The sequence below is a fragment of the Nocardia sp. NPDC055050 genome (assembly GCF_053608345.1).
On sequence record NZ_JBSGVG010000003.1, the window covers coordinates 278,183 to 303,450 of the forward strand.

23 protein-coding genes are annotated in these 25,268 nt (G+C 67.3%); 11 read left to right on the top strand and 12 right to left on the bottom strand.

The features are described from left to right. Positions 1 to 147: 147 nt before the first annotated feature. On the top strand, positions 148 to 1,149 hold the full coding sequence (locus ACWGCN_RS05840) for an AraC family transcriptional regulator ligand-binding domain-containing protein (RefSeq protein WP_452458704.1): 1,002 nt from the start codon (positions 148 to 150) through the stop codon (positions 1,147 to 1,149). Here the strand turns inward: ACWGCN_RS05840 and ACWGCN_RS05845 are convergent. Then, positions 1,139 to 1,324: a hypothetical protein gene (locus ACWGCN_RS05845; protein ID WP_378652994.1), complete on the bottom strand. Its 186-nt coding sequence runs from the start codon at positions 1,322 to 1,324 to the stop codon at positions 1,139 to 1,141. The genes ACWGCN_RS05840 and ACWGCN_RS05845 overlap by 11 nt on opposite strands. Before the next feature lie 218 nt (positions 1,325 to 1,542). Between ACWGCN_RS05845 and ACWGCN_RS05850 the strand changes: the two genes are divergently transcribed. Further along, positions 1,543 to 3,378 (top strand): glycoside hydrolase family 15 protein, encoded by a 1,836-nt coding sequence (locus ACWGCN_RS05850; protein ID WP_378990106.1) that lies wholly within the window; start codon positions 1,543 to 1,545, stop codon positions 3,376 to 3,378. 77 nt (positions 3,379 to 3,455) lie between these two features. Here ACWGCN_RS05850 and ACWGCN_RS05855 read toward each other — a convergent pair whose 3' ends face one another. Beyond that, positions 3,456 to 3,824, bottom strand: coding sequence for a VOC family protein (locus ACWGCN_RS05855; RefSeq protein ID WP_378990107.1), 369 nt, complete (start codon positions 3,822 to 3,824; stop codon positions 3,456 to 3,458). A gap of 68 nt (positions 3,825 to 3,892) precedes the next feature. Here ACWGCN_RS05855 and ACWGCN_RS05860 point away from each other — a divergent pair, with 68 nt between their 5' ends. Next, the gene (locus ACWGCN_RS05860) at positions 3,893 to 5,113 is read left to right on the top strand and encodes an AI-2E family transporter (protein WP_378990110.1); all 1,221 of its coding nucleotides are present in this window, start codon (positions 3,893 to 3,895) and stop codon (positions 5,111 to 5,113) included. Positions 5,114 to 5,130: 17 nt separating this feature from the next. Here ACWGCN_RS05860 and ACWGCN_RS05865 read toward each other — a convergent pair whose 3' ends face one another. Next, entirely contained in the window at positions 5,131 to 6,390 is a 1,260-nt protein-coding gene (locus tag ACWGCN_RS05865) for an MFS transporter (protein ID WP_452458703.1), read from the bottom strand. A 60-nt stretch (positions 6,391 to 6,450) separates the two neighbouring features. Then, entirely contained in the window at positions 6,451 to 7,443 is a 993-nt protein-coding gene (locus ACWGCN_RS05870) for a helix-turn-helix transcriptional regulator (RefSeq protein WP_452458702.1), read from the bottom strand. 63 nt (positions 7,444 to 7,506) lie between these two features. On the opposite strand from ACWGCN_RS05870, the gene ACWGCN_RS05875 reads away from it, so the two are divergent. Both ACWGCN_RS05875 and ACWGCN_RS05880 read left to right on the top strand, forming a co-directional pair. Next, complete coding sequence (locus tag ACWGCN_RS05875) at positions 7,507 to 8,646, top strand: epoxide hydrolase family protein (protein ID WP_452458701.1); 1,140 nt, start codon at positions 7,507 to 7,509, stop codon at positions 8,644 to 8,646. A 44-nt stretch (positions 8,647 to 8,690) separates the two neighbouring features. Further along, on the top strand, positions 8,691 to 9,098 hold the full coding sequence (locus ACWGCN_RS05880; protein ID WP_452458700.1) for an SRPBCC family protein: 408 nt from the start codon (positions 8,691 to 8,693) through the stop codon (positions 9,096 to 9,098). A 108-nt stretch (positions 9,099 to 9,206) separates the two neighbouring features. Here ACWGCN_RS05880 and ACWGCN_RS05885 read toward each other — a convergent pair whose 3' ends face one another. After that, positions 9,207 to 10,043, bottom strand: coding sequence for a helix-turn-helix domain-containing protein (locus tag ACWGCN_RS05885; protein WP_452458699.1), 837 nt, complete (start codon positions 10,041 to 10,043; stop codon positions 9,207 to 9,209). Positions 10,044 to 10,145: 102 nt separating this feature from the next. Then, positions 10,146 to 11,579 (bottom strand): MFS transporter, encoded by a 1,434-nt coding sequence (locus ACWGCN_RS05890; RefSeq protein WP_452458698.1) that lies wholly within the window; start codon positions 11,577 to 11,579, stop codon positions 10,146 to 10,148. An 84-nt stretch (positions 11,580 to 11,663) separates the two neighbouring features. On the opposite strand from ACWGCN_RS05890, the gene ACWGCN_RS05895 reads away from it, so the two are divergent. Beyond that, positions 11,664 to 12,422: an AraC family transcriptional regulator gene (locus ACWGCN_RS05895; RefSeq protein WP_379313569.1), complete on the top strand. Its 759-nt coding sequence runs from the start codon at positions 11,664 to 11,666 to the stop codon at positions 12,420 to 12,422. 58 nt (positions 12,423 to 12,480) lie between these two features. On the opposite strand, the gene ACWGCN_RS05900 is transcribed toward ACWGCN_RS05895, so the two are convergent. The 3 genes from ACWGCN_RS05900 to ACWGCN_RS05910 form a co-directional block, all read right to left on the bottom strand. After that, the gene (locus tag ACWGCN_RS05900) at positions 12,481 to 12,813 is read right to left on the bottom strand and encodes a hypothetical protein (RefSeq protein ID WP_378990123.1); all 333 of its coding nucleotides are present in this window, start codon (positions 12,811 to 12,813) and stop codon (positions 12,481 to 12,483) included. 130 nt (positions 12,814 to 12,943) lie between these two features. Beyond that, the gene (locus tag ACWGCN_RS05905) at positions 12,944 to 14,536 is read right to left on the bottom strand and encodes an MDR family MFS transporter (RefSeq protein ID WP_378990125.1); all 1,593 of its coding nucleotides are present in this window, start codon (positions 14,534 to 14,536) and stop codon (positions 12,944 to 12,946) included. Then, the gene (locus tag ACWGCN_RS05910; protein WP_379313566.1) at positions 14,533 to 15,171 is read right to left on the bottom strand and encodes a TetR/AcrR family transcriptional regulator; all 639 of its coding nucleotides are present in this window, start codon (positions 15,169 to 15,171) and stop codon (positions 14,533 to 14,535) included. The genes ACWGCN_RS05905 and ACWGCN_RS05910 overlap by 4 nt, the downstream gene beginning before the upstream one ends. A gap of 133 nt (positions 15,172 to 15,304) precedes the next feature. On the opposite strand from ACWGCN_RS05910, the gene ACWGCN_RS05915 reads away from it, so the two are divergent. Then, positions 15,305 to 16,498 carry an AI-2E family transporter gene (locus tag ACWGCN_RS05915; protein WP_452458697.1) on the top strand — a complete coding sequence of 398 codons (1,194 nt, stop codon included), beginning with the start codon at positions 15,305 to 15,307 and terminating at the stop codon, positions 16,496 to 16,498. Here the strand turns inward: ACWGCN_RS05915 and ACWGCN_RS05920 are convergent. Beyond that, positions 16,495 to 17,133 (bottom strand): TetR/AcrR family transcriptional regulator, encoded by a 639-nt coding sequence (locus tag ACWGCN_RS05920; protein WP_387444801.1) that lies wholly within the window; start codon positions 17,131 to 17,133, stop codon positions 16,495 to 16,497. The two genes, ACWGCN_RS05915 and ACWGCN_RS05920, sit on opposite strands and share 4 nt — an antisense overlap. Before the next feature lie 204 nt (positions 17,134 to 17,337). Between ACWGCN_RS05920 and ACWGCN_RS05925 the strand changes: the two genes are divergently transcribed. The 4 genes from ACWGCN_RS05925 to ACWGCN_RS05940 all read left to right on the top strand — a co-directional run bounded on the left by ACWGCN_RS05925 (position 17,338) and on the right by ACWGCN_RS05940 (position 23,496). After that, positions 17,338 to 18,759 (top strand): NAD(P)/FAD-dependent oxidoreductase, encoded by a 1,422-nt coding sequence (locus ACWGCN_RS05925; protein ID WP_452458696.1) that lies wholly within the window; start codon positions 17,338 to 17,340, stop codon positions 18,757 to 18,759. Beyond that, positions 18,752 to 20,542 (top strand): hydroxysqualene dehydroxylase, encoded by a 1,791-nt coding sequence (locus tag ACWGCN_RS05930; RefSeq protein WP_452458695.1) that lies wholly within the window; start codon positions 18,752 to 18,754, stop codon positions 20,540 to 20,542. The genes ACWGCN_RS05925 and ACWGCN_RS05930 overlap by 8 nt, the downstream gene beginning before the upstream one ends. A gap of 361 nt (positions 20,543 to 20,903) precedes the next feature. Beyond that, on the top strand, positions 20,904 to 21,704 hold the full coding sequence (locus ACWGCN_RS05935; protein WP_378990132.1) for an oxygenase MpaB family protein: 801 nt from the start codon (positions 20,904 to 20,906) through the stop codon (positions 21,702 to 21,704). Positions 21,705 to 21,966: 262 nt separating this feature from the next. Further along, positions 21,967 to 23,496: an aldehyde dehydrogenase family protein gene (locus ACWGCN_RS05940; RefSeq protein WP_378990133.1), complete on the top strand. Its 1,530-nt coding sequence runs from the start codon at positions 21,967 to 21,969 to the stop codon at positions 23,494 to 23,496. Between the two features lie 84 nt (positions 23,497 to 23,580). Here ACWGCN_RS05940 and ACWGCN_RS05945 read toward each other — a convergent pair whose 3' ends face one another. Next, positions 23,581 to 24,255 carry a TetR/AcrR family transcriptional regulator gene (locus tag ACWGCN_RS05945; RefSeq protein WP_387444792.1) on the bottom strand — a complete coding sequence of 225 codons (675 nt, stop codon included), beginning with the start codon at positions 24,253 to 24,255 and terminating at the stop codon, positions 23,581 to 23,583. A gap of 71 nt (positions 24,256 to 24,326) precedes the next feature. Beyond that, positions 24,327 to 25,193 carry an oxygenase MpaB family protein gene (locus ACWGCN_RS05950; protein ID WP_378990135.1) on the bottom strand — a complete coding sequence of 289 codons (867 nt, stop codon included), beginning with the start codon at positions 25,191 to 25,193 and terminating at the stop codon, positions 24,327 to 24,329. Positions 25,194 to 25,268: the final 75 nt, after the last annotated feature.

The window sequence follows — 25,268 nt, forward strand, 5'->3', positions numbered from 1 at the left end:
GACCTGCGCGGAACTGGTAGAACCGGATCAAACACGAGGTGCCGATCGCGAAGCGCCGAGACGTTCGCCGACAGACTCTCCCTATCGGTCGACGCCCGCGGCTGACGTAAACGTTCGCAGATCGGCGCGCTGCCACGAGGAGACGTCATGGCTACCGACCAGAGCTTGCTGCACCGTTTCGTCATTTCCCAGCTCGGCGCAGCCGGGCTCGATCGTGCGCAGCTGATCCGGGACACCGGGGTCCCGGATTGGACGATGACCGGCCACGACGTGCATCTACCCAGTGCGACGTTCTCCCGGCTGTGGGAGGTCGGCGAACATCGTCTCGGCCCGGACGTCGCGCTGCAGGTGGCCCAGCGCTACGAGCTGTCCAGCCTCGGGCTGTACGACTATCTGTTCGCGTCCGCGCCGACGCTGGGAGCCGGGCTGGCCACCTGCGGTCCCTACATCACCGCGGTCACCACCAATCACCGATTCGACCTGGTCACCGAGACCGAGGACGAGTCCACCCTGTACCTCGAGATGCTCGACGGCGAAGGCCGTGGCAGGGACCACACCCAGCTGTGGGGCCTGTCGGCCGTCCTGAGCCGCGCGCGCCGGGTCGTCGACGATCCGCTGAACCCGGTGCGTGTCTCACTGCGTCAGGCCGCTCCCGCGCACGTGGACCGCTTTCGTGCCGTCTTCGGCTCCGCCACACTGGAATTCGACGCACCGGCCGACTCGATGACTTTCCGCTCCGCGGACCTGAATCTTCCCCTGACCACCGCTGATCCCGTCCTGGCAGCGGTTCTGGAACCGCTGGCCGCCGCCCTGGCGCCACCGCCGACCCTTGCCTCGGCCTGGCCCGCACGAGTGGCCGACGCGGTGGACGAGGCCATCGACGGCGGGGCGGTCTCGCTCGACAGTGTCGCCCAGATCCTCAACATCAGCCCTCGCACGTTGCAGCGGCGGCTGGCCGAATCCGGCACCACCTGGCGGGCCGAACTGGACCGGGCCCGCAGCGCGAGGTTGTCGCGAGCGGCGTCCGGAGGCTCGCTCAGCGGCACCAAGCAGGCGGAACTGCTCGGCTACTCCGACGCGGGCTCGCTGCGCCGGGCTGCCCGGCGCTGGGAAACGGGTTCGCCTCCGGTTCGCAACATCACGTCCTGAGGTAGGTCGAGGCGATCTGCCAGAACGTTTCCCGCTCCAGCAAGCGGAAGTCCCACCCGTCGATGAGATCGCGGAACGTCGCGACGATACCGGCTACGTCGAAGTCATCGCGGGTCGCGGTTCCTTTCGACTCCAGCGCGGAAATCACGTAGACAGTGGCACTCTCCCTTGTCACCGCACACTCCCATCGTTCACTCACCGACCATCCGAACGTAAGTGTCGAATTACCTCGCGGCCACGACAAGAACAGAACGCGCCAATCTAGTGCCGAACACGCCAACCTCAGCTCCGAGGCGCGGGATTCACCCGTTCCGGATGAGGCCGACGCCGCCGTTCGCTGGTTGGCTGAAGCTCGCCGACCGCGCGAACGGCGGTCCGAGGCGAGGAGTGTTCGTGAACTCGTACCCGCCGATCGACGAGCACGGCATCGTCGGTGATCTGCAGACAGCGGCGCTGGTATCGGCCGCCGGAACGATCGACTGGTGGTGCGCGCCACGGTTCGATTCACCGAGTGTGTTCGCGTCGCTGCTCGACAGCGAGAAGGGCGGACATTGCTCGCTCGCCGTCGACACCACCAACCCGGTGACCGTCCGGCAGCTGTACCTGCCCGACACCGCCATTCTGTTGACGCGGTTCTCCGGACCCGACGGCGTGGGCGAGGTCGCCGACTTCATGGAGCCGATTCGCGGCACCGAACCCGCCGACCGGCACAGATTGGTGCGATTCGCGCGGGTGGTGCGGGGAAGCTTCACGTTCACTCTCGCCTGCCGCCCCCGGTTCGACTATGCCCGCGCCACCCACACCCTCGACCGAGTCGATGAACGAACCGCCGTCTTCCGTTCCGGCATCGCCGATCTGCACCTGCAATCCACCGACCCGATCGCGTTGCACCCCGACGGCGCCGACATCACCGCGCGATTCACCTTGTCCGCCGGTGAGCGAGCCGCGGTCGTGCTGACCACCGCTCCCGCGGGCGCGGACTTCTCGTCGGCACCGATGTGGGCAACGATCGCCCACGAGTTCGACCAGTGCCGTCGCTTCTGGCAGACCTGGTTGCGCTCGTCCACCTACCGCGGGCGCTGGCGGGACATGGTCAATCGGTCCGCGATCACCCTCAAACTGCTCACCTACGCCCCGACCGGCGCGCCGATCGCCGCGGCCACCATGGGATTGCCCGAACAAATCGGCGGCGAACGCAATTGGGACTACCGCTACACCTGGATCCGCGACGCCTCGCTGTCGGTGCGGGCGCTGAGCGACCTCGGCTTCACCGAGGAGCCCTATGCGTTCCGTCGCTGGCTACGCGACCGGGTCGACGCGGGCGGCACCGCCTCCGGCGAACCCTTGCAGATCATGTACCGCGTCGACGGCGACCCACGCCTGGACGAAATAACGCTGCCCCACCTGGAGGGATACCAGGGTTCGGCGCCGGTCCGGGTCGGCAACGGCGCAGCTGACCAGATCCAGCTCGACATCTACGGCGAGGCAGCGGACGCGCTGGCGCAGGGGACCGATATGGCCGCCATCGCCGGTTGGCGGACATTCAGCCGCCTTGTCGACTGGCTCGCGAACAACTGGGATCGCCCCGACGAGGGCATCTGGGAAACCCGCGGCGGCCGCCAGGAATTCACCTACAGCCGCCTGATGACCTGGGTGGCCTTCGACCGCAGCATCCGCATGGCGAACGCGCAAGCCAGGCCCGCCGACGTGGTCCGCTGGACCGCCGAACGCGACGCGGTCTTCCGGCAGATCATCGACCGCGGCTGGAGCGAGAAACGCCAAGCGTTCGTCCAGCACTTCGCCACCGACGTCCTGGACGCCTCGCTGCTGCTCATGCCCCGGATGAGATTCCTGTCCCCCACCGACCCGATGTGGCTGAGCACCCTCGACGCCATGGACAAGGAACTCGTCAGCGACAGCCTGGTCTACCGATACGACCCCGAGGCGTCACCGGATGGCCTGCTCGGCACCGAAGGCACCTTCAACCTGTGCAGCTTTCTCTATGTCGAGGCCCTCGCCCGAACCGGCCGCTTGCAACAGGCCCGCTACGCGTTCGAGAAGATGCTCACCTACGCCAACCACGTCGGGTTGTTCGCCGAGGAGATCGGTCCCTCGGGTGAGCAGCTGGGCAACTTCCCGCAGGCCTTCACCCACCTGGCCCTGATCGCCGCTGCCATCGCGCTCGACGAAGAACTCGATCGCGCCGAGGCCGAGCCCGCGCCGGACTGATCAGCTCACCCACGATGCGAACACGTCAGACAGCGCAGGATGCACTTCATGCCATTGTGCACAGCATGCCACTTCGCTCAGCTCTCGGCGGCGACGACGCAGAACTCGTTGCCGTGCGGGTCCTGCAGCACGGTCCAGGCGAAACCGGGCAGCGAGTGTTCGCCGTGGACCGTGGCTCCCAGCGCCGTCAGCCGGGCGACCTCGGCCGCGCGAGCCGTGGTCTGGAAATCGATGTGCACCCGGTTCTTGGTCACCTTGGTTTCAGGAACCAGCTGGAACGCGAGATAACGCCCCTCCCCGAAACCGACGCCGGGCGGGGTGATCATGATGTAGTCCCCGGAGTCGACGAGGACCGTGTAACCGAGGGCGGAGCTCCAGAACTCGGCCAGTTCGGCGGGATCGTTGCTGTCGATGGTGATGCCGCCGACAGTGATGGTTTCCGACATGGACGAAACGCTAGGCCGTGGCACCGACAAGTTCCGATGGACGCGGCGCGCGTGCCAGACTGGGCGACGTGAGCGGGCCGGTGAAGAAAACCAGTGGGGCGCAACCGAACGACAAGCCTTCGCGTGAACGCGGGGACGTGATCGGTGGCGGGATCCTGTGGCTGGCCAAATGGGCGCTGTGCATCGTGGCGATCGCGGCGGGCGCATGGGTACTCGGCACGATCACCGCCCGGCTCTGGGTGGTGATCCTGCCCGTGGCGCTGGCGGTCGTGGTGACCACGATCCTGTGGCCACTGACCCGCTGGCTGATCCGGCGCAAACTGCCACCCGCGCTCGCCGCGTCGATCACGCTACTCGGGTTCGTCGCACTGCTGGCCGGGGTCGTCGCCTCGATCGTGCCCTCGGTGGCCGATCAAGCACCGCAGCTCGCCGACAAGGCCACCGACGGGGTCAACCAGGTACGCGGCTGGATCCAGGGACCACCGCTGCGCATCCGCGACGAGCAACTCGATTCCGCGGTCGAGGCGATCATCGGACGACTCCAGTCCAGCGGCGCACAGATCGCCAACGGTGTGTTCACCGGCGTGTCCACCGCGACATCGCTACTGATCACCCTGTTCCTGGTCCTGGTGCTGGTGTTCTTCTTCCTGAAGGACGGGCCGCGTTTTCTGCCCTGGATGCATCAGGTGTTCGGCAACCGCAGCGGCCGCCACGTCGAAGCCGTTTTGGAGCGGGTGTGGGCGACTCTGGGTGGCTTCATCCGGACCCAGGCGATCGTCAGCATGGTCGACGCCGTCCTCATCGGCGCGTCGCTGTTCATCCTCGATGTGCCACTGGCGTTGGTGCTGTCGGTGATCACCTTCATCGGCGGATTCATCCCGATGGTCGGCGCGTTCGTCGCCGGTGCGCTCGCCGTCCTCGTCGCGCTGGTCGGCAACGGGCTCACCACGGCATTGATCGTGCTCGGCATCGTCATCGCGGTGCAGCAGCTGGAAGGCAATGTGCTGCAACCGGTCCTGCAAAGCCGCAGCATGGAACTCCACGCCGTCATCGTGCTGCTCGCGGTCACCGCGGGCGGCTCGCTCTACGGCATCACCGGGGCCTTCCTCGCCGTGCCCGTCGTGGCGATGATCGCGGTGATCATCCGCTACATCGGCGAGCAGATCGACATAGCCACCGGAGCACAACCAGCAGTCGACGAGCCCGATGCCGACGAAGCCGAGACCGGCGAGGCCGCGGTGGCCTCGCCGACTTCCGGCTCCGGAGCAGCGCCCGACCCCAGCACCTAGCCCCGCGCGCATCCGGCTCAGCGTCCGCCCGAAATCTCCGCACGATCGCGGCCGTCCTCGCCTGCTCCGACACCGAACGAATCCGTGCCGATGCGCGACCGATCGGCCAGGGCGACCACACCCGCCGCTGCCGTGGCGGTCGCGGCGGCAGCGACCGAACCAACCCAGCCGAACCAGCCGATCGCCGCCGCGCCGAACGCCGTGCCCAAGCTTCCTCCCACGAAGTAGACGGACATGTAGGCGCTGTTGAAGCGAGCCGGCGCGGAGGAATCGATGGCCAGCACCGCACTCTGATTGGCGACTTGCGCGGCGAACAGTCCGGCGTCGAAAAGGCCGAGGCAGATCAGCGTCACCACGGTGTTCGACAGCGCGACGGACAAGACCACGACCGAGCTCAGGGCGAGCGCGAGCCCGACCAGGATCACCTTCCGGTGGCCGACACGATCGGTCCAGCTGCCGGCGATCCTGGTGGCGAAGACGCCGGCCAGCCCGGCGCAGGCATACAGGCCGATCCGTTCGGGGGTATACGAGTACGGCGGCTGCGACAGCGCCACCGCGAGCCCAGCCCACACCGCACAGAACGCGAAGAACCACAGCGCGCCTCGCGCTGCCGCCCAGCGCAACGCGGCGAAGCGGGCGAACAGGCCGGGCATCCCCCGCACCGTATCCAGATATCCGATAGCTGCCCGCCCACGCACCGCGGGCAGCACCACATACGACACTGCCGCCACCACGACACAGGGCACCACGAACACCAGCAGCATTGCGCGCCAACCGATCATCTCGGTGAGCCAGCCACCGACGATGCGCCCGGCGAGGATTCCGGCCGAAATGCCCGCGGTGACGATCCCCAGAACCGTGGCCTGCCGACGAGGGGCCGCGAACCGCCCTGCCACTGAACTCAACTGGGCTCCGACCGCCGATCCCGCGCCGACCACACCGATGACGATCCCCAAGGTCAACGGCGAACGGGCCGCCGCCCCGGCGACCGAAGCCAGCGCCAGCGCCGCGAACTGCGCCGCCACCACGGTGCGGGGCGCGAACCGGTCCACCAGCGGCACCAGCAACACCAACCCCGCCAGATAGCCGATCGGGCCGCAGGCCAACGCGGTGCCGATCGCCGCCGCGGAGGTGTCCAGCGATCCGGCGACCTCGGCGACGGCCGGTTGCAGCAGGTACACACTCGCGGTCGCCAGCGCGGCGGCCAGCGCCATGAACCACACCACCGGCGCGCGCAACGCATTGGTCGAAATCTCCGGAATCCGTTCGCTGTCCATGGCACCGACGATAGGAATCGCGCCGCTTCGGATCCGGCGGAAAACGGACGGCACCGTCGGTCAGCCCGATGCGCTGTGCCCGGAACCTCGCAGGTCGTCGCGTGGTGTGATGGACGCGGTGACTCGGTCAGCCAGCGCGCGCAGGTGCTGGATCAGTTCGGGCGGTTCGTGTACGTGGAATCCGAAGCCGAAAAGCCCGGTGTAGACCGCTATTTCGTCGAGCGAGTTCGAGCCGGTGCGCAGCAGACAGTGCGCTTCGTCGATCGCTTCGATGACTCCGACAGTCGGCGGGATGCGATCCGCCGCCACGGCCGCCGACACCTCCAGCGTGATGCGGGCCTGATAGCGGTAGGCGGAGGTGCTGACACCGCGCGATACCCACCCGCCCAGGTCGACTTCGGGCGCCTCGCGTGGGGTGAAGCGTGGCCCGGTGGGGATTCGCGGGCGGAGTCGGTCGACACGGTAGGTGCGCCAGTCCTGCTTCTCGACGTCCCAGCCGACCAGGTACCAGCGCCGCCCGGTGTGCACGAGTCGATGGGGCTCGGCTGTTCGCCGGACCTCGGCGCCGTCGTGGGTGCGGTAGTCGAACCGGAGCCGTTCGTGGTCTCGGATCGCGGCGGCGATCGCGGTCAGTACCTCGGGGTCGACCGTTGCGGTTCCGGCGGGCACGGTGACAGTCGCGGCGTGCAACGCCGAGACCCGGTGTCGCAGCCGTGACGGCAGGATCTGCTCCAGTTTCGCCAGCGCTCGTAGCGAACTCTCCTCGATGCCCGTGACCGATCCGCCCGCGGCCGTGCGCAGTCCGAGGACAACGGCGACCGCCTCGTCGTCGTTCAGCAGCAGCGGTGGCAGCTTGGTGCCCGCGCCCAACCGGTATCCGGCGGTGCCGGCCACCGCGTGCACCGGGTAGCCGAGGGTGCGCAGCTTGTCGATGTCGCGACGGACCGTGCGAGCGTCGACCTCGAGACGTTCGGCCAGGTCGGCGCCGGTCCACACCCGGGGCGTTTGCAGCAACGACAGCAGTTCGAGGAGGCGAGCCGAAGTTTCCAACACAGTTCGCATTCTTCCCCACTGCTAGGGCAGAACCTGTCCTAACTGTCTCGTAGCGTGGTTTTCATGAGCGAAGCAATCACTCCCTTCCGCATCGACGTCGCGCAGTCCCAGCTCGACGATCTCCATCGACGTCTGGACGACACCCGCTGGCCCGACGGTGTGACCGGAGTCGGCTGGGCGCAGGGTATTCCGCTCGACTACACCCAGGAACTGGTGCGGTACTGGCGCACCACCTACGACTGGCGAGCGCAGGAGGCGCGCCTCAACGCGTTCCCGCAGTTCCGCACCGAGATCGACGGTCACGCCGTGCATTTCCTCCATGTCCGGTCGGCCGAACCCGATGCGATGCCGTTGATCCTCACCCATGGATGGCCCGGATCGATCGTGGAGTTCCTCGACGTGATCGGGCCGCTGACCGATCCGGTCGCGCACGGCGGCCGGGCCGAGGACGCGTTCGACGTGGTAGTGCCGACGATTCCCGGCTTCGGGTTGTCCGGTCCCGCGATCGGCTGGTCGACCAGCCGGGCCGCGCGAGCCTGGGCCGAGCTGATGCGCCGACTCGGCTACGAGCGCTACGCCGCCCACGGCGAGGACACCGGTGCTGCCATCTCGCGCGAACTGGCGGTGCTCGATCCCGACCACCTCGTCGCGTTGCACGTGACCATGATCGCCTCGGCCACCGTCACTCCCGAGACGGCCGATCTCGACAACCCGGCCGAGAAGCGGGCCCTCCAGCTGGCTCAGCGCGCCCAGTACGAACTCGGCGCGTACGCGATGCTGCAGGCCACCCGCCCGCAGACACTGTCCTACGCGCTCACCGATTCCCCCGTGGGGCAACTGGCTTGGATCGTCGAGCGCTTCAAGGACTGGACCGATTCGACCGATGTCCCCGAGGACGCCGTCGACCGTGACACGATGCTCACCAACGTCATGATCTATTGGCTCAACGGCACCGCTGGTTCCTCGGCGCGCTATTACTACGAGGGCGCCGCGACGTGGGGCCTGCCCGAGCCCGCGACCGAGGTGCCGGTCGCGGTGGCCGTGTTGCCGAACGACCTCGGTGTCCCGGTCCGTCGCATCGCCGAACGCAACCACACCATCGTGCGCTGGACCGAATTCGATCGCGGCGGCCACTTCGCGGCCATGGAGGAACCCGACCTGATCATCGACGACCTGCGCGCCAGCTTCCGCGACTTCCGTTGACAACGCCTCCTCACAGACACTCACGACAGAAAGCGACACAGAGCATGGCCACGGTGCACAAAGAGATCCTCATCGACGCCGACCCCGCACAGGTGTGGGCGGTCATCAGCGACTTCACCGACGGCCCCGTCCGGATGGCCCCGGGATTCGTCACCGACAGCCGACTCGTCGAGCCCGGGGTCAGGACCGCCACTTTCGCCGACGGAACGGTCGTTCGCGAGCGCCTCATCGCCCTCGACGAGCAATCACGCCGAATCGCCTACTCCGTCATCGGCGACACCATGCGGCCCACCCACGACAACGCGTCGATGCAGGTCTTCCCCCACGGTGACGGCCACAGCCGATTCGTCTGGATCCACGACGTCCAACCCGACGCCCTCGCCGTCCCGATGGGCGCGGCAATGGAACACGGCCTGACCATCTTCAAGCAGACGATGGAGACCAGCCGCTAGCTTCCCGCGTCATGCACCGAGAGGCTCCAGTCAGGTCGGGGTGGCGCTGCGTGGACCGAACGCGCTACCCGTGCGGTGGCGTCGATGATCACAAGCTCTCGATGGCGGTCAACGCAGGCCGGGAATCACTTTCGCTGCCGCGATCACCGCGGCCAGGTAACGGTCGCGTTCGGCCCTGGTCACCGCGGCCCGCATCGGGCCGACGATCAGCTCCGCCAGCACATCCCCGCCGGGGCCGAAGACGGGCGCCGACACGTAACTGATCGGCAGTGCCACATCGGTGTCGAGTTCGGCAGGACGATAAGCCGTGCCGCTGATCTCCCCGAGCAGCGCGAGCACCCGTTCGCGCAGCGTTCGGCTGACCGGATCGTGGGCGAGATGGTCGACGACGTCGGCGAGGACATCGAGGGTCGCGACGCTGCGGGAGTCGACCCCCCAGACCGCGGCGCCGACGACGCGGATGTCGCCCAGAAGCCGCTCGAATTTCACGCGATCTTGCGGCTCTGCCGCCGCCAGCCACGGTTGCCGGATCAGGTCGGCGGAATGGGCCACGATCGTCGCCGCGGCGGGCGGGATGAGCGGCAATCTGGTGCCGACCGAGATTCCGGCGGGAATTCGTCCACGGTTCTCGACGACGGCGCTGAACAGGATCTCGGCGCCGTCGACAACAACCAGTGCGACACCACAATCCACGTCCTGCGCCAGGCCCTGCAGGGCGGCGTGCAACGACGAGTCCTCGGCGCGCTTGCTTCGTTCTCGCTCGGCGGTCCGCAGGAACGCGGGACCCAACTCGTAGGTGAGATCACCGCGGCGAGTGACCCACCCGCGCGCCCGCAGCGCGGAGAGCACGTTGCCGACCGTCGACCGGCTCAGCGCGAGACAATCGGCGATCTGCGCCGAGGTCTGCGGTTCAGCCGCGTCGGCGAGAAGTTCCAGCACGGACACGACGCGCTGTGTGGGCGGTGATGCATCGACAGGCTCCATGTTGCCGCCCACCGCGCCTCCTCCCCTCCGCCCTGGAGTACCTATTCGCACACCACGATACAACTATTCAGTTTCTCGAGTGTGATTGCGCAGCATCGTCGCGATCAGCACCGCAGCGAGCCCGACCAGCGCGGCGGCGATCGTCAGCGCATAGGTGAACGCTTGGGTCGCGGCCTGCCGAGCGTCGATCGAGCCGGCCGAGGAGTCACCGCGACGCGTGGCGAGCGTCACCAGGATCGCCAAACCCAGTGCGCCGCCGAGTTGCTGGACCGAGCTGAGGACGGCGGAGCCGATTCCGGCGTTGTCCGCGGTGGTGCCGGTGAGTGCGGTGACCGCCAACGCGGGCAGGCTCATCCCGCAGCCGATGCTGGTGACGAGCAGGGCGGGCAGCACCCCCGAGGCGTAGCTGTCATGGCCGTCGATGCCCGACATCAGCACCAGGCCCACCGCGCTGACAAGGAGCCCGGTCACCAGCCCAGCACGCTCACCGAGCCGGTTCACCGCCCGCGACGACACCCACATCCCGGCCAGAATCCCCGCCCCGAAAGGCAGATACGCCAGACCCGCGATGAAAGGTCCGTAGCCGAGAACGGTCTGGAGGTGCAGCATCAGCAGGAAGGCCATCGCGTAGAAGGCGGCGGAGAACAGCAGGGTCGCCCCATTGGCCACCGCTCGTGGCCGAAAAGCCAGGAACGACAACGGAACCAGCGGTTCTTCGGTGCGCCGCTCCACGATCACGAACACCACCGCCAGCAAGACCGCAGCGATCATCGCCATCGTGGAACCGAGTTCGCCCCAACCGGTTTCGGACGCGCGCAGCAAGCCATAGACCAGTAGCACCGGTGCGCCGGTGATGAGGGCCGCTCCCACGACATCGACCCGCGTACGTGGTCCACTCCGGCTCTCCGCGACCCACCGTGGCAGCAGCACCGAGGCCACGACAACGACCGGGACGTTGATCAGGAAAATCCACCGCCACGAAGCGAACCCCGTCAGAGCCCCGGAGATCACCAGCCCGGATGTGGCGCCCACCGCGGCCGTCGCCCCCCAGATGCCGATCGCCTTGGCGCGTTCGCCCGCACCCGGATAGAGCAGAGTGAGCAGCGCGAGCGCGGCCGGGCTCGCCATCGCCGCACCTGTGCCCTGGACGAATCGCCCCGCCACCAACTGCCACGGTTCCTGCGCGAGCGCGCACAACACGCTCGCCACGCCGAAAAGGGCTACGCCGCTGAGGAACACCCGGCGCCGGCCCAGGAGATCGGCCACTCGGCCGAACAACAACAGGAACCCGCCGAAGGCGAGGATGTAGCCGTTCACCACCCACGCGAGACCCGCGGTGGTGAATCCGAGGTCGTCGCGCACGGTGGGCAGCGCGACACTGACCACGTTGTCGTCCAGATTCAAGATGAACTGGACCAGGCAGAGCACGATCAGCACCGCGCGGCGCCGAGCCACATCTGCGCCCGAGCCGGATTCCGCCGTAGAGATCGAAGTCATGCATCGACGGTAGGCAGCGAAGACAGATGGCCGCTAGCCGTCACCAGGCCAACTGATAGCGCGTTGAGGACATAGACTCAGAATGTGCCCGAACCCGCCTTCGAACCCGCTCCCCCCGGCGTGGGCGCGATCGTGGTCGGCAGCTTCCCGCTCGCGGCCGGACAGTGGACCCACGAGCACTACCACCCCCAGCACCAGCTGGCCTGGACACGCAGCGGCGTACTCGGAGTCGCTGTGGGACAAGCGCATTGGATCGTGCCGCCGACCCGCGCGTTATGGCTGCCCGCAGGAGTCGCGCACAAGACCGGCGCGAGCCGCGACGCCGTGCTGTGCAGCCTCTATTTCGAACCGGACCGCTGCGAGCTGGACTGGTCCGAACCCACCGCGGTCCGCGTCGACGGCCTGCTGGCCCACTTGATCGTGCACCTCGCCCAGAGCACACTGGCCGATGATCAGCGGCTCCGCGCCGAGGCGGTCGTCCTCGACCTGTTGCAGCCGCTGCCCGCGACGCCGATCGACGTGCCCCACCCCGTCGACGAACGAGTACGCACAGTCGCCGACGCGCTACTGGACAACCCGGCCGACCCGCGCAGCCTGGAAGCCCACGCCCGGGCCGTCGGCGTGAGCCGTCGCACGCTCACCCGATTGTTCGTGCAGGACACCGGGATGAGTTTCGACCGCTGGCGCACCCACGCGAGAATCCAGGCCGCGCTGCCACTGCTGGCCGACGGCCGGCCCGTCTTCCTCGTCGCGCACACCGTCGGATACGCCACCGCCAGTGCGTTTCTCGCGGCCTTTCGCCGAACGGTCGGCACATCGCCGCGGCGATACCTCGACGGCTGAACCGAACAGCCCCGAAGCCCACTACCATCAGGTGATCGGCAGCCCCTGCCGCACTCCGTCAGCGGCCTCCGGTGGACCCGTCCACCGGACGTCTGACGCTGAGCTGCGACATCCAGGCGACGCTGTCGATCGTCGCGACCCGCACCTCGGTCGCGATCGCTTTCATGTGCCCCTCGTCGAAGAGCGCGAGCGAGGCGCTACTGATCGTCCCCGCCTCGTCTACGCCGGCTCTCCAGCTGTCCGCCAGCCGTTTGTTCATCTCCGCCACCGCGTACCGGCGCACCCGATCCCAGCTCAGGTCGGGATGCACCTCGTTCACGGTCCCGGTGCACAGCCAGTCGTCGAGCGTCATTCCGAACAGTTCCGACCACTGCTCGGTATAGGTAGTCACTGACTCGCTCCTCTGATCGGCGCTGCGACGTCGCACGGTGTCCGACCTGAATGATAAGGCCGCCCTACCGAAATCGATAGCGGGCCTTATACATTCGCCGCAGCATCGGCCGGATCGGCAGGCGGCCCGCTCAGCTCTCCTTGACCAGGTCCGGCTCGGTCTCGGCCATCACCGCTTCACCACGCGCGACCATTCCCGCTTCGTCGGACAGTGTCAGATGCGGGATGAACAACGCGAGCGCGAACGCGAGCACCGCACCCGGGATCAGGTACCAGAACCCGGGGACCAGCGCGTCGACGTAGGCGCTGACGATCGCGTCGTGCAGGTTGTCCGGCAGGTTCTTGACCACCGAGGGAATCAGTGCGCTCGGATCGATTTTCGCCGCCGCCGCTTCCTGCCAGTTCGCCTGGAACGCGCCGGTGAGGTTCTCGGTCAGCCTGCCGGTGAAGATGGAACCGAAGATCGCGATGCCCAGCGCGCCACCCATTTCACGGAAGTAGTTGTTGGCGCTGGTCGCCGTGCCGATCTGGTCGGGGGCCACCGCGTTCTGCACCACGAGCACGATGATCTGCATGATCAGGCCGAGGCCGGCGCCCATCACGAACAGCATGGCCGAGACCAGCCACATCGAGGTGTTGGCGTCCAGGCGGGTCAGCCACAGCATGTCGATCCCGATCAGCGCGGCGCCGATCGGCGGGTACACCCGGTAGCGACCGGTTTTGGTGATCGCGTTCATCGAGGTGATCAGCGTGAGCATCATGCCGATCATCATCGGGATCAGGAGCAGACCCGACACCGACGCGGAGGTACCGCTGGCCATCTGCAGGTAGGTCGGGATGAAGCCGATGGCCGCGAACATCACCAGGCCGACGAGGAATCCGATCAGCGAGGTGAGCACGAAGGTGCGATTGCGGAACAGCCACAGCGGCAGCATCGGCTCCTCGGCCCTCGACTCGACGAACACGAAGGCCGCAACCACGATGACGAGAGCGGCGATCATCGACACCATCACCGTCGAGCCCCAGGCGTACTGCTTGCCGCCCCAGTCGGTGATCAGGATCAGCAAGGTGGTCGCGGTCGACATGAGCACGATGCCGAGGTAGTCGGGCCGGAACTTGGGCCGATGGCTGGGGATGTTCAGGTAGCGGAAGGCGATGAACAGCGCGGCGATGCCGATCGGCACATTGATCCAGAAGCACCACCGCCAGTCGAGATGGTCGGCGAACAGTCCGCCGAGCAGCGGTCCGGCGACCGAGGTGATGCCGAAGACAGCACCCATCGGAGCCATGTACTTGCCGCGGTCCTTGGCGGGCACCACATCGGCGATGATGGCCTGCGCCAGGATCATCAGACCGCCGCCACCCACACCTTGCAGACCGCGGAACGCGATGAACTCCCAGAAGCTGGTCGACGCGGCAGCGCCGATCGACGCGGCGGTGAAGACGGTGATCGCGAACAGGAACAGCCATCGCCTGCCGAACATATCGCCGAGTTTTCCGTAGATCGGCATCACAATGGTGGTGGCGAGCAGGTAAGAGGTGGCGGTCCAGGCCATGTGCGAGACACCGCCCAGTTCGCCGACGATGGTCGGCATCGCGGTGCCGACGATCATCTGATCGAGGCTGGCCAGGAACATGCCCGCGATCAGAGCGGAGAAGATCAGCCAGATCCGCTTCTGCGTCAGGACGATCGGGGTGGGCGGCGAGTCGGCCGTCGTGGTCATCGGAGCGTCTCCCTTGTGCTGTCGTCCGGCCGGAACAGCCGGGAGGCCATGGCGCAGTGCTCGTGCAGCGCTGCCGCCAGCGACCCGTTCGGGTCGGCGGCCAGCGACATCGCTGCCCGCGTGGTGATGGTTGTCATGATTCCCGCGGTGAGCGAGGCGAATTCGGGGTCAACGTCGGCCCCGCACCTGGCCGCGAGGAGTTCGGCGATGGCGGCCTCCATCCGGGCGCCGGAGGCGATGAAGGCGGCGAGCACTCTCGGCTCGGCCATCACCAGTTTCGTGACCAGCGAGATACCCTCGCGCACTTCGCTTTCCGGCTGGAAGCCCGCGGCGTGCAGCCAGGTGAGGTCTTCGATGAGCACACCGGTCGGACCGCCTGCGACGAATTCGCTTCTGGCTTCGGGCGTACCGATCTCACCGATCGGGCCGACCACCGCGTCCAGCTTGGTCTCGTAGTAGTTGAAGAACGTGCGCGGCGAGACGCCCACGGCCTTGGCGATGTCGTCGACGTTCGTCGCGTCCAGCCCGTGCTCGACCGCCAATCGCCGCGCGGCGAGGCAGAGATCGAGCAGGGTCCGTTGCTTCTTCTGTTCACGCAGACCGACCGCGGCCTGTTTGACCGGCTCCTGAGTCACGCCCATAAATTAGCACAAACTGCAATATTTCAGGAACTGCAACTATTTGCCCGAGAAGCGGGCCAACTCTTCGGGCAGGTCGACGCCGCGTTGATGCCGGGAAAAGGACCGACCCGGGGCGACACTGGAAGTCGTGGACATCGACCCCGGGGACAGCGCTGCGCAGGCGCCCGCGCGAACCAGAATGCCGACGTGGCTACCTCGGGCAATGGCGCTGGCACTGGCGTTCTTCGGATTGTTCCTGCTCGCGGACTGGGCGTTCCACCGGCTGACCGGCATCCTGATCATCTTGTTCGTCGCGTTCTTCATCTCGCTGGCGATGGAGCCGCCCGTCGCACTGCTGGTGCGGCGGGGGGTACCGCGTGGTCTCGCCACCGGCCTGGTATTCATCGCCACCTTCCTCTGCGTGCTGGCCTTTCTCGCCGCACTGGTGACCCTGCTCGTGGAGACGGCGACCAACCTGGTCCATGAGACGCCACGACTGCTCGACGAGGGCGTGGACTGGGTCAATCACACCTTCGGACAGCACTTCACAACGCACGACCTGAGTCAACGGCTGCTACGCGAATCCGACCTGCTCGAGAGCTACGCGCACACCGCCGCCGACAATGCCTGGGGCGTGTCTACCACGGTCCTGGGCGGCTTGGCCCAGGTCCTGACCATCGCACTGTTCAGCGTCTACCTCACCGCGGGCGGCCCGAAGGTGCGGCGCACGGTGTGCTCGCTCCTGCCGCCGGCACGCCAGCAGACCTTCCTGCACGCCTGGGACCTCGCCATCGACAAGACCGGCGGCTACCTGTTCTCGCGGTTGCTGCTGGCGATCGTCTCCGCGATCGTGCACGGGGTATTCCTGTCGATCCTGCACCTGCCCAACCCCATCGCGCTCGGGGTCTGGTTCGGCGTGATCTCCGCGTTCATCCCGACCATCGGCACCTACATCGCCGCGATCGTTCCGGTCTTCGTGGCGCTGACCGTCGACCCGATGGACGCGGTATGGATCATCGTGTTCGCGGTTGTCTACCAGTGGTTCCAGGACTATCTGCTACAGCCTCGGATCACCGCGCGCACCGTCGACGTCAATGCCGCGATCGCCCTGCTGTCGGTACTCGCCGGTGGCGCGCTGCTCGGCGCGGTCGGCGCGCTGTTGGCCATTCCGGCCACCGCGACAGTGCAGGCGTTCCTGTCCGAGTACGTCAAACACTATGCGGTGACCGAGGATCCGCGCATCGATCAGACGACACCGCGCCGCAAACGTTCCGCCCACACAACCACAACCACAGCCGCAGTCGCAGCCGAGGACGCTGTCTCGCAGAAGGACAGCGACTAGGGCGCGTCACCGTAGATGACGAGCCAGATCGCGCGACCGAGTGATTCGGCCAATTCCTCCTCGCCGACACCGGTTTCGGCGGCGAAGGCGACCGAGATCGTGCGTTCGACCATCGAGGTGAGAATCAGGGCGGTGGCTCGGGGATCGAGCTGCGGCCCGACGCGGCCCGACGCCTGTTCGGCCGCCAGCCGGGCACGCACCAGTTCGGCGAAGGTCGCCACTCGGGAACGCCAGTAGGCACCGACCTCCCGGTCGTAGGAGCCCACTTCGGTCAGGGCGAGCAGCAGATAGCGATGGTCGCGGAACCCGCCGATCATCGCGCGCATGGCCAGCACGACTCCGGCCTGCTGATCGGTGTGCTCGGCACTCCACCACATCTCGGCCGCGGCGAACAGATCGGCGGTGGCCAACTCGGCCATCCGGATCAGCAGTCTGCTCTTGTCCGGAAAGTAGCGATAGAAGGTAGATCTCGCCGACCCGGACGCGGCGGCGATCTTCTGCACGGCGATCTCGGTGAACGGCGTGCCGTCGGCCAGCAGGTCTTCGACCGCGGTCAGGACCCGTCGTTCGAATTCCGCCCGCCGGTCGTCAGCGGGTTTGCGCGCCGATCGCGGGACACGGGTCAGTGAGGGCATCGGCTATCCGTCGCCGATGCCGCACCGGGTGCGCTGGCATTGCCCATGCGTCCCATTGTGCCCGTAGACCCGCGGGCCGCCGTGGTGGCGGGGGTAGGGGCCGCGGCAATCCCCCTGTCCCGGTTGGCTATTGACACCTGAATACGGCCCGCCTCATCATCAATCGGACACACTGTCCGAGACTCAGTGACCGAGGTGGTCTTCATGGTCGATTCCCCCGTCACCGCAGTCGAAAGGACCGACGTCGTCGTGGTCGGCGCGCGCTGCGCGGGGTCGGCTACCGCGGCGACACTCGCGAGGGCGGGTCACGCTGTGGTCGTGCTCGACGCCGCCATCTTGCCGTCGGACACCCTGTCCACCCACCTGCTCTGGCCGGCCGGGCTGGCCGAGCTCCAGCGCCTCGACGCATTGGCCGCCGTCGAAGCACTCGGTGCGCCACGGCTTACCAGGGCCTACGCACAGGCCGCGGGCCACGGTGTCGGTTCCGGCTTTCCCTCGGTCGACGGCATCGACTACGCGATGTGTGTGCGCCGCACCGGACTCGACGCCGTGCTGGTGCACACCGCGGTGAACGCGGGCGCGCAGGTGCGGCCGCGCTGCCGGGTCACCTCGGTGGTCTGGGACGGGAACCGTTGCGCCGGTGTGCGATACCTCGATGCCGCGGGCCAGACCAGGGAGATCCGCGCCGCGCTCGTTGTCGGCGCGGACGGGCGGCGCAGCACCATCGCCCGCGCGGTGGGCGCCGAACGACCGTTTCTGAGCGTGCCGAGCGGGCGCGACTGCTATTTCGCCTACTGGCGCGATGCCGCCGACGCCCCCCGCCACATCGCCGCCCAGTGGCGTGTCGGTGCCGACCTCGGCACCGCCTTCCCGTGCGACGACGGCCTGGTGCTCAGCCTGGTACAGCCGCCCACGGTCAGCGACCTCGGACGAGGTCCCGGTGTGGCGGAACGCCGCTACGCCGAGGCCCTGGCCCGGATTCCGGATTTGACCAGCCGACTGCGCGGTTGTGAGCGCGTGGGCCGGATCCGTTCCGCCACCGGCATTTCCTCGTACTTCCGCCGTTCCGCGGGCCCGGGCTGGGCATTGCCCGGCGACTCCGGACACTTCAAAGATCCCGTCACCGCGCAGGGCATCCGCGACGCCCTGCACTATGGACGCACGCTCGCCGAGTCGGTCGACGAGGTTCTCCACGACCCGCGGGCTCTCGACACTGCCCTGTCGGAGTGGGAGCGCCGCCGCGTCGTCGAGTGCCGCGAGATCTTCCACTGGACGAATCGGCTGGCACGTGGTGAATCGTTGCGGCCCTTGGAGATCGAGCTCTACCGCACCGCCGCCGAAGACCCGGAACTGGCGGAGATCACCGCGGGCATCTTCTCCCGCACCCACCGGCCCGCCGAACTGTATACCCCGTCCCGCGCACTGGGCCTCGCGGTCCGCGCCTCGTTCCACCAGTGGGCACATCTGCCCGCCGTCCTCTCCGACGTGGCACGCGAGATCCGCGACTCGACCAGCGAATGGCGAACCACGCGGACAACCCTGCGCGGCAACGCAACCGATGACTGCCCACCACCGAACCCGCCTTTCACCCTCACCACCGCAGGTCCAGGAGAACACCATGCCTGATCAGCCGACACCGTTGTCAGCACCGATCACCCGCCGCACCGCGCTGCGCGCCGGGCTCGTCGCCGGAGCCGCACTAGCCGTGACTCCCCCGGCCTTCGCCGCAGCGACGACTGCCCGGCGTTCGCCACTACTGCGCTCCGGCGGCAAGTCGGTGGCGATATTCGGTGGCGGCATGGCCGGGCTCAGTGCCGCGCACGAGCTGGCCGAGCGAGGCTACGACATCACCGTCTACGAGCCCGCGTTCCTCGGCGGAAAAGCCCGCAGCATGGGCGTGCCGGGAACCGCGTCGCCCGGTCGTCAGCATCTGCCGGGTGAACACGGGTTCCGCTTCTTCCCCGGCTGCTATCAGCATGTCCCCGACACGATGAGCCGAATCCCGTTCCCCGGCAACCCGAACGGTGTGCTCGACAACCTGGTGCGGGTCGAGGGCACGGTCGCCGGATTCCAGGACCTGCCGCCGATCTTCGCCCCGGTCGAGCTCGGTGGACTGAGTCAGTTGACGCCGGAACTGGTGCAGAACAGCATCATCGGCGCGCTCGGCTTCATCCCCGACCTACCACCACACGAGCTGGCGTTCTTCGCCAAGCAGATGCTCGTGTGGTTCACCTCCAGCACCGAACGACGCTTCGGCCAGTGGGAATACGTGACCTGGGAACAGATCATGCAGGCCGAGGGAAAGTCGCCCGCGTACCGGAAGTACCTGGTGAACGCGCTCACCCGGATCACCGTCGCCGCGAAGCCGCAGACCAGCTCCGCACGAACCATCGGCACGATCGGCGAGGCGCTGGTCCTGGCCGCGTCCGGCACGGTTGCGCAGTTCTCCGGTGGCGTCGACCGAATCCTCAACCGCCCGACCAACGTCGCCTGGATCGATCCGTGGGTCGACTACCTGCGCACGCTCGGCGTCCGCTTCGTCATGGGGCAGGGCCTGGCCGCATTGCGGATGGCCGGCGGTCGCATCGCCGCCGCGACGATCAGCGGAACAGGTGGGACCACGACAGTGACAGCCGACCACTATCTGTGCGCCATGCCGGTCGACCGCGCGGTCGACCTCCTCGACGACACGATCATCGAGGCCGATCCGCGCCTGGGCGGGATGCGAAACCTGGTCACCGACTGGATGGTCGGCATCCAGTACTACCTGCGCCGCCCCACCGACATCCCCGAGGGACACATCGCCGCGTTGGGCTCCCCCTGGGCCCTCACCGCGCTGCGCCAAGCCCCCATGTGGGTGGGCGACTTCCCTGCCACCTACGGCGACGGCTCGGTGCTGGAATGCCTGTCGGTCGACATCTCCGACTGGGACACACCCGGAATCCACTTCGGCCGCACCGCCAAGGAATGCACCGCCGCCGAAATCGCCATCGAGACCTGGGCGCAGCTCAAAGCCTGGCTCAACACCGGCACCGACTGGCTACGCGACGAAGACATCCACTCCTGGCATCTGGACCCCGGCATCACCTGGTCGGGAACCACCATCCACAACGAAACCCCGCTGCTGGTCAACACAGTCGGCTCCTACGACGATCGTCCCGACGCACACTGCGCGATTCCCAACCTCTATTTCGGCGGTGATCACGTCCGCCACCACATCGACCTGGCCACCATGGAGGGCGCCAACGAATCCGGTCGCGCGGCGGCCAACGCCATCCTCGACGCCGCCGACGATCCGAGTCCCCGCGCCCAGATCTTCCCGCTGGTCTCCCTCCCCGCTTTCGCTGCCGCCAAAGCCATCGACGCGGACCGCTTTCGCGCCGGTTTACCTCACCTGCTCGACGGCTGACCCTTGACCATCCGCAGTTTCTGGTGCACGCTGACACCACATCATTGTGGTGTCAGCGTGCACCATAATTATTCGAGGCGGACCGCCCAGAATCGGATGAGGTAACGATGCCCTGCTGTCTGCCGGCGAGCTACCTCGTCGCGGGATTCCAGCGGCTGCGCCGTCGCCCGGCCACGGAGACCGACACCGCGAGTTTCGCTCCCCGTTCGCGATGCTCTACGCCACCCTCTGGCAGCACGATCATCACGCCCACGCGAGGCAGGCGAGCCATATGCCGGTCCCGCCGCTCAGCTGCGCATTCATGGCGATCTCCACCCCTCGACAGCCTCTGACAGCTGCCAGCCTTCGAACGGAGCCGACCATGACCACACCGTCTCCCGTGCCCACCGCACCACACAAAGGGACCTCGCTGCTTCGCCGATACGTCGGCGATCGACGATTTCTGCTCGCCCTGCCGCGCGCGGTGGGGCTACAGATTCTGCACCCGGCCATCGCGACAGCTCTCGACGAACACATGGCGATGCGGCTGTGGTACCACAAAGCGCGAACCGTGTCGCAGACGGTTCACATGGCCTATCACGATCGGGACCAGCAGCACCGCATGGTCAACATTCATGGGCACATCGGCGGAACCGACGACCGTGGCGCGCGCTTCCACGCACTGAATCCGGACCTGTTCCACTTTCAGCACGCGACCTACGTGGAGACGCTGGTGGTCGCGATCAACACCTTCATCGCGCCGATGTCGGATCGCGACCATGAACGGCTGTACGAGGAGTGCTGCGAGTGGTATCTGCGATTCGGCGTGTCGGCGCGGGCCATGCCGCAGGACTGGGCGGGTTTCGGCGACTATTTCGAACGGGTGTGCGCACAGCAGTTACGCCTCACCCCAGCCGGTCGCACGCTCGCACCCGAGATCGTGCGTCCGACCAGCTGGGTCCCGCGACTCCTGCCATCCGCCGCCGTCCGCGAGTTGCTCCACCCTCGCACCAAGGAACTGCTCGACGTCCGGTCCAGACCGGGAGATCGGGCCGCGTTCCGCTCCTACGCCACCGGCCTGCGGATGGCGGCGACGGTAGCACCGCGCAGGATTCGCTACGTTCCTTCCGCGCGCGCCGACAGGCGCGCAGGTCTCGTCCATCGTGCGGGCCGGGAGCTGTAGCCGGATCCGATCCAGCTTTCCTGATCACCATTTTGATTCCCTTTCCTCTTCACCAGTGAGAGAATCCTCGGTAACATATAGCGGTCAAACACGGCTTCCACCTGTTCTGATATTTGCAAGCAGGGGCAAATAGCGGATGAACATGGCGGATCCGTTTCGACCCGAAGATCTGAGCCGGTCATCGAAATGACAGAGTGATATACAAAACATCTCACTCTGTCTAAGGTGGTTGGTAGTCCGATACGGCTATCCAGGAGAAAATGTGTCTGATTCCGCCACACCCACCGTCGACGCCGCTGAACTGGCTGTTCGCAACCCAGCGTCCGGAGAACTGGTCGGCACCGTCGCCGTGTCGACCCCGGAGGAGGTCGCCGCAGCCGCGGCCGCGCTGCGCACAGCACAGCCGCGGTGGGCTTCGATCAGCGCGGCCGGGCGCAAGCAGTGGCTGCTCAAGCTGCAGGATTGGGTGCTCGACCACAGCGACGAGCTGGCGGACTCGATTCAAGACGAGTCAGGAAAGCCTCGGGTGGAGGCCGAGGTCGAGGTCGCGTTCACCGTCGACCTGCTGGGTTACTACGCGCGAAACGCCGCGAAGTTTCTCGCCGATACCGCCGTGAGCCCCCACACCCCGTTGATGCGGGTCAAGAAGCTGACCACCACATACACGCCGTATCCGGTGGTCGGCATCATCACGCCGTGGAACTTCCCTCTCGCCATGCCTGCCTCCGACCTCGTCCCGGCGCTCGCCGCGGGCGCCGCGGTGCTACTCAAGCCCTCGGAGGTGACCCCGCTGACGCCGCTCGCCCTCGCGCGCGGCTGGGCCGAGATCGGTGCGCCGCCGGTGTTCACGGTGGTCTCCGGATCCGGCGCCACCGGCGCCGCGGTGGTCGGCAACGCTGATTTCATCCAGTTCACCGGCTCCGGCAACACCGGTCGCCGCATCGCGGTCGCCTGCGCGGAACGCACGCTGCCCTACAGCCTCGAGATGGGCGGCAAGGACCCGGCGATCGTGCTGGCTGACGCCGACCTCGACCGCGCGGCCAACGGCATCGCCTTCGGCGCACTGACCAACGCCGGACAGCTGTGCGTGTCGGTGGAGCGGGTGTACGTCGAGGCCGCGGTATACGACGAGTTCGTGAACAAGCTGGTGGCCCACGTCAAGACGCTGCGGCTCGGCCGCGACGACCGTAGCGGAAACATCGACGTCGGTCCCCTCGCCAACCAGGCCCAGCTCGACATCGTCACCCGCCACGTCGATGACGCGCTGGCCCAAGGCGCGCGAGCGCTCACCGGCGGCAAGGCGACAGGCGAGGGCAACTTCTTCGAACCGACGGTGCTGGTCGACGTCGATCACTCGATGTCGTGCATCACCGAGGAAACGTTCGGCCCGACGATCCCGGTCATCAAGGTCGCCGATGCGAACGAGGCGATCCGGCTCGCCAACGACTCCGAGTACGGACTGTCGGCCTCGGTGTGGACGGGCAACAAGTCCCGCGGGCAGGCAATCGCGCGGCGACTGGCCGTCGGTGCGGTGAACATCAACGACGCCACCATCAATCTGTTCAATTTCGCGCTCCCCCACGGTGGTTGGGGCCAGTCCGGCACCGGGTACCGATTCGGCGGTGCCGACGGCGTGCGCAAGTACTGCCGCAAGCAGGCGATCACGGCTCCGGCGCTGCCGACCCAGAAGTCCGAACTCGTCTGGTACCCGTACAGCCTCAAGAACTTCGGCTTCATGCGGAACGCGATGCGCGCGACCGGCGCTCGCGGCAGGCGCCGCTTCGGCAGGTAGAGGTCCGGCCGCGGACGGATGTCTCACCGAGCCGGTGACTCATCTGTCCGCGGCACGCGGTGGTCGCTGCCCCACGCCAGGGAATCAGCGAGGCGCGGCGCCGGTCTCCTGGGTCGCCGTGCGCACGTCCAGCGGACGGAACCCGGGTGCGATGTGATCGCGGGCGAATCGGCGCGCCGCCGCCTCGTCGTCGAGCGGGATGACCGTCGGCCTGGTCAGCACCAGCGAGAGCGCGGTACGCGCCACCAACTCGGCAACGGGGAGCGGGTCGTAGGCGGGCAGCTTGCCCGCCTCCTGCAAGCGGGTGATGAACTCGGCCAGGAAGTCGCGACCGAGCTCGATCACCGGCGCCCCACCGGTGGTGAGGTAGGGCAGGACGGTGGCGGCGTCGGTGGCGAGGAGGCGGTCGAGCAACGGGTTGTTCCGCAAGCCGAGGGCGAAGGCGACGAACAGTTCGACGATCTGGTCTTCGGCGCTGGCGCCCTCGTCGGCCTGCCGGCGCATCGAGGCGTCGGCCTGCTCCAGCAGGTGGCGCACCTGCCAGAGCCCCACCGCCTGGACCACGTCGGTCTTCCCACCGAACCGGCGATACAGCGTCGCCAGGGACAGACCGCCACGGCGGGCTACTTCCGCCATGCTGGTGCGCTTGATCCCGAAGTCCAGAAACGCGGCCAAGGCGCCGTTCAGGACGTCGGCGTTATCGCGCTCGACACCGCCGTGTCCGCGAATACGTGCCAGCAACCTGATCGACTCGGCCATATCCCATTCCCCTCAGCTGACAAGAGCCCGAACATAATGTGGTCTGCCGGTAGCCCGCAACCTCGACTCTGTCAGACCAGGGGGCGGCCGAGCCGCTGACGCCGCCGCATGTCCCGCAGCATCGTCGAGTACGGCACGATCCGCGCACGGACGGGTAGCCGTCCGTAGACGGCCCCGATGGCACGGAACATCAGCCGATGCCGCCGCTCCTGTTCGTCGGTCCACGGAAGGTAGAGCTGTGCGCGCATGGTTTCGGGCAGCAGTCCGGTGACGGCGAAACGATGAAAGTCGGCAAGCCGACGCGGCCTCGGAACATTGCGCAATCCGACCAGTTTGCGCAGATATTCGGCGACCAGGTCGTCGATCTGCATGTTCGCCAGCCCCGATTCGAAGTAGCTGTCGAAAGCCGCCAGGTCGGCAAACCACATGTCGGGCCTCATCTGCAACCCGGTGCCGAATCTGGCCCCGTACTGCACGAAGACCTCTTTGGTGGCCCTGTCCAGTGGCCCGTAGAGGCGTTCGTGGGTATCCATGACTCCCCAGCACAGGCAGACCGCGACCCACTTCTGCAGTTCGGGGTCGAACGCGTTGTACTTCACCTCGGCGCCGGGCGCGGAACGAACGCGTCGATGGACGCTACCCACGGCCTGTCGATACTCGTCCCGGTCCTGCTCGGTACCGAGCATCGCCACCGCGATGTAGGTCAGCGTGGTGCGCAACCGCTTCCACGGATGGACGTCGGCGCGGCCGGAGTCGACGGTGCTCTCGACGACGCCGTAGCCCACCGGCCGGTTCGCGAGCTGCACGATCACATTCGCGCCCGCCCCGGCGAAGGCGCCGATCCCGTCGAGGAATCGCTCGATGTCGAAGTCCTCGACGGTGCCGTATCGACACCGCAGGACTCCGTCGACATCGCTCGCCGTCACAGGATCGGTCACCGTTGACACTTGACGCATAGTCCTGCGCCTCCTTCTTCTGAGAGCCACTAAGGCAATGATACAGTGAGATGATAT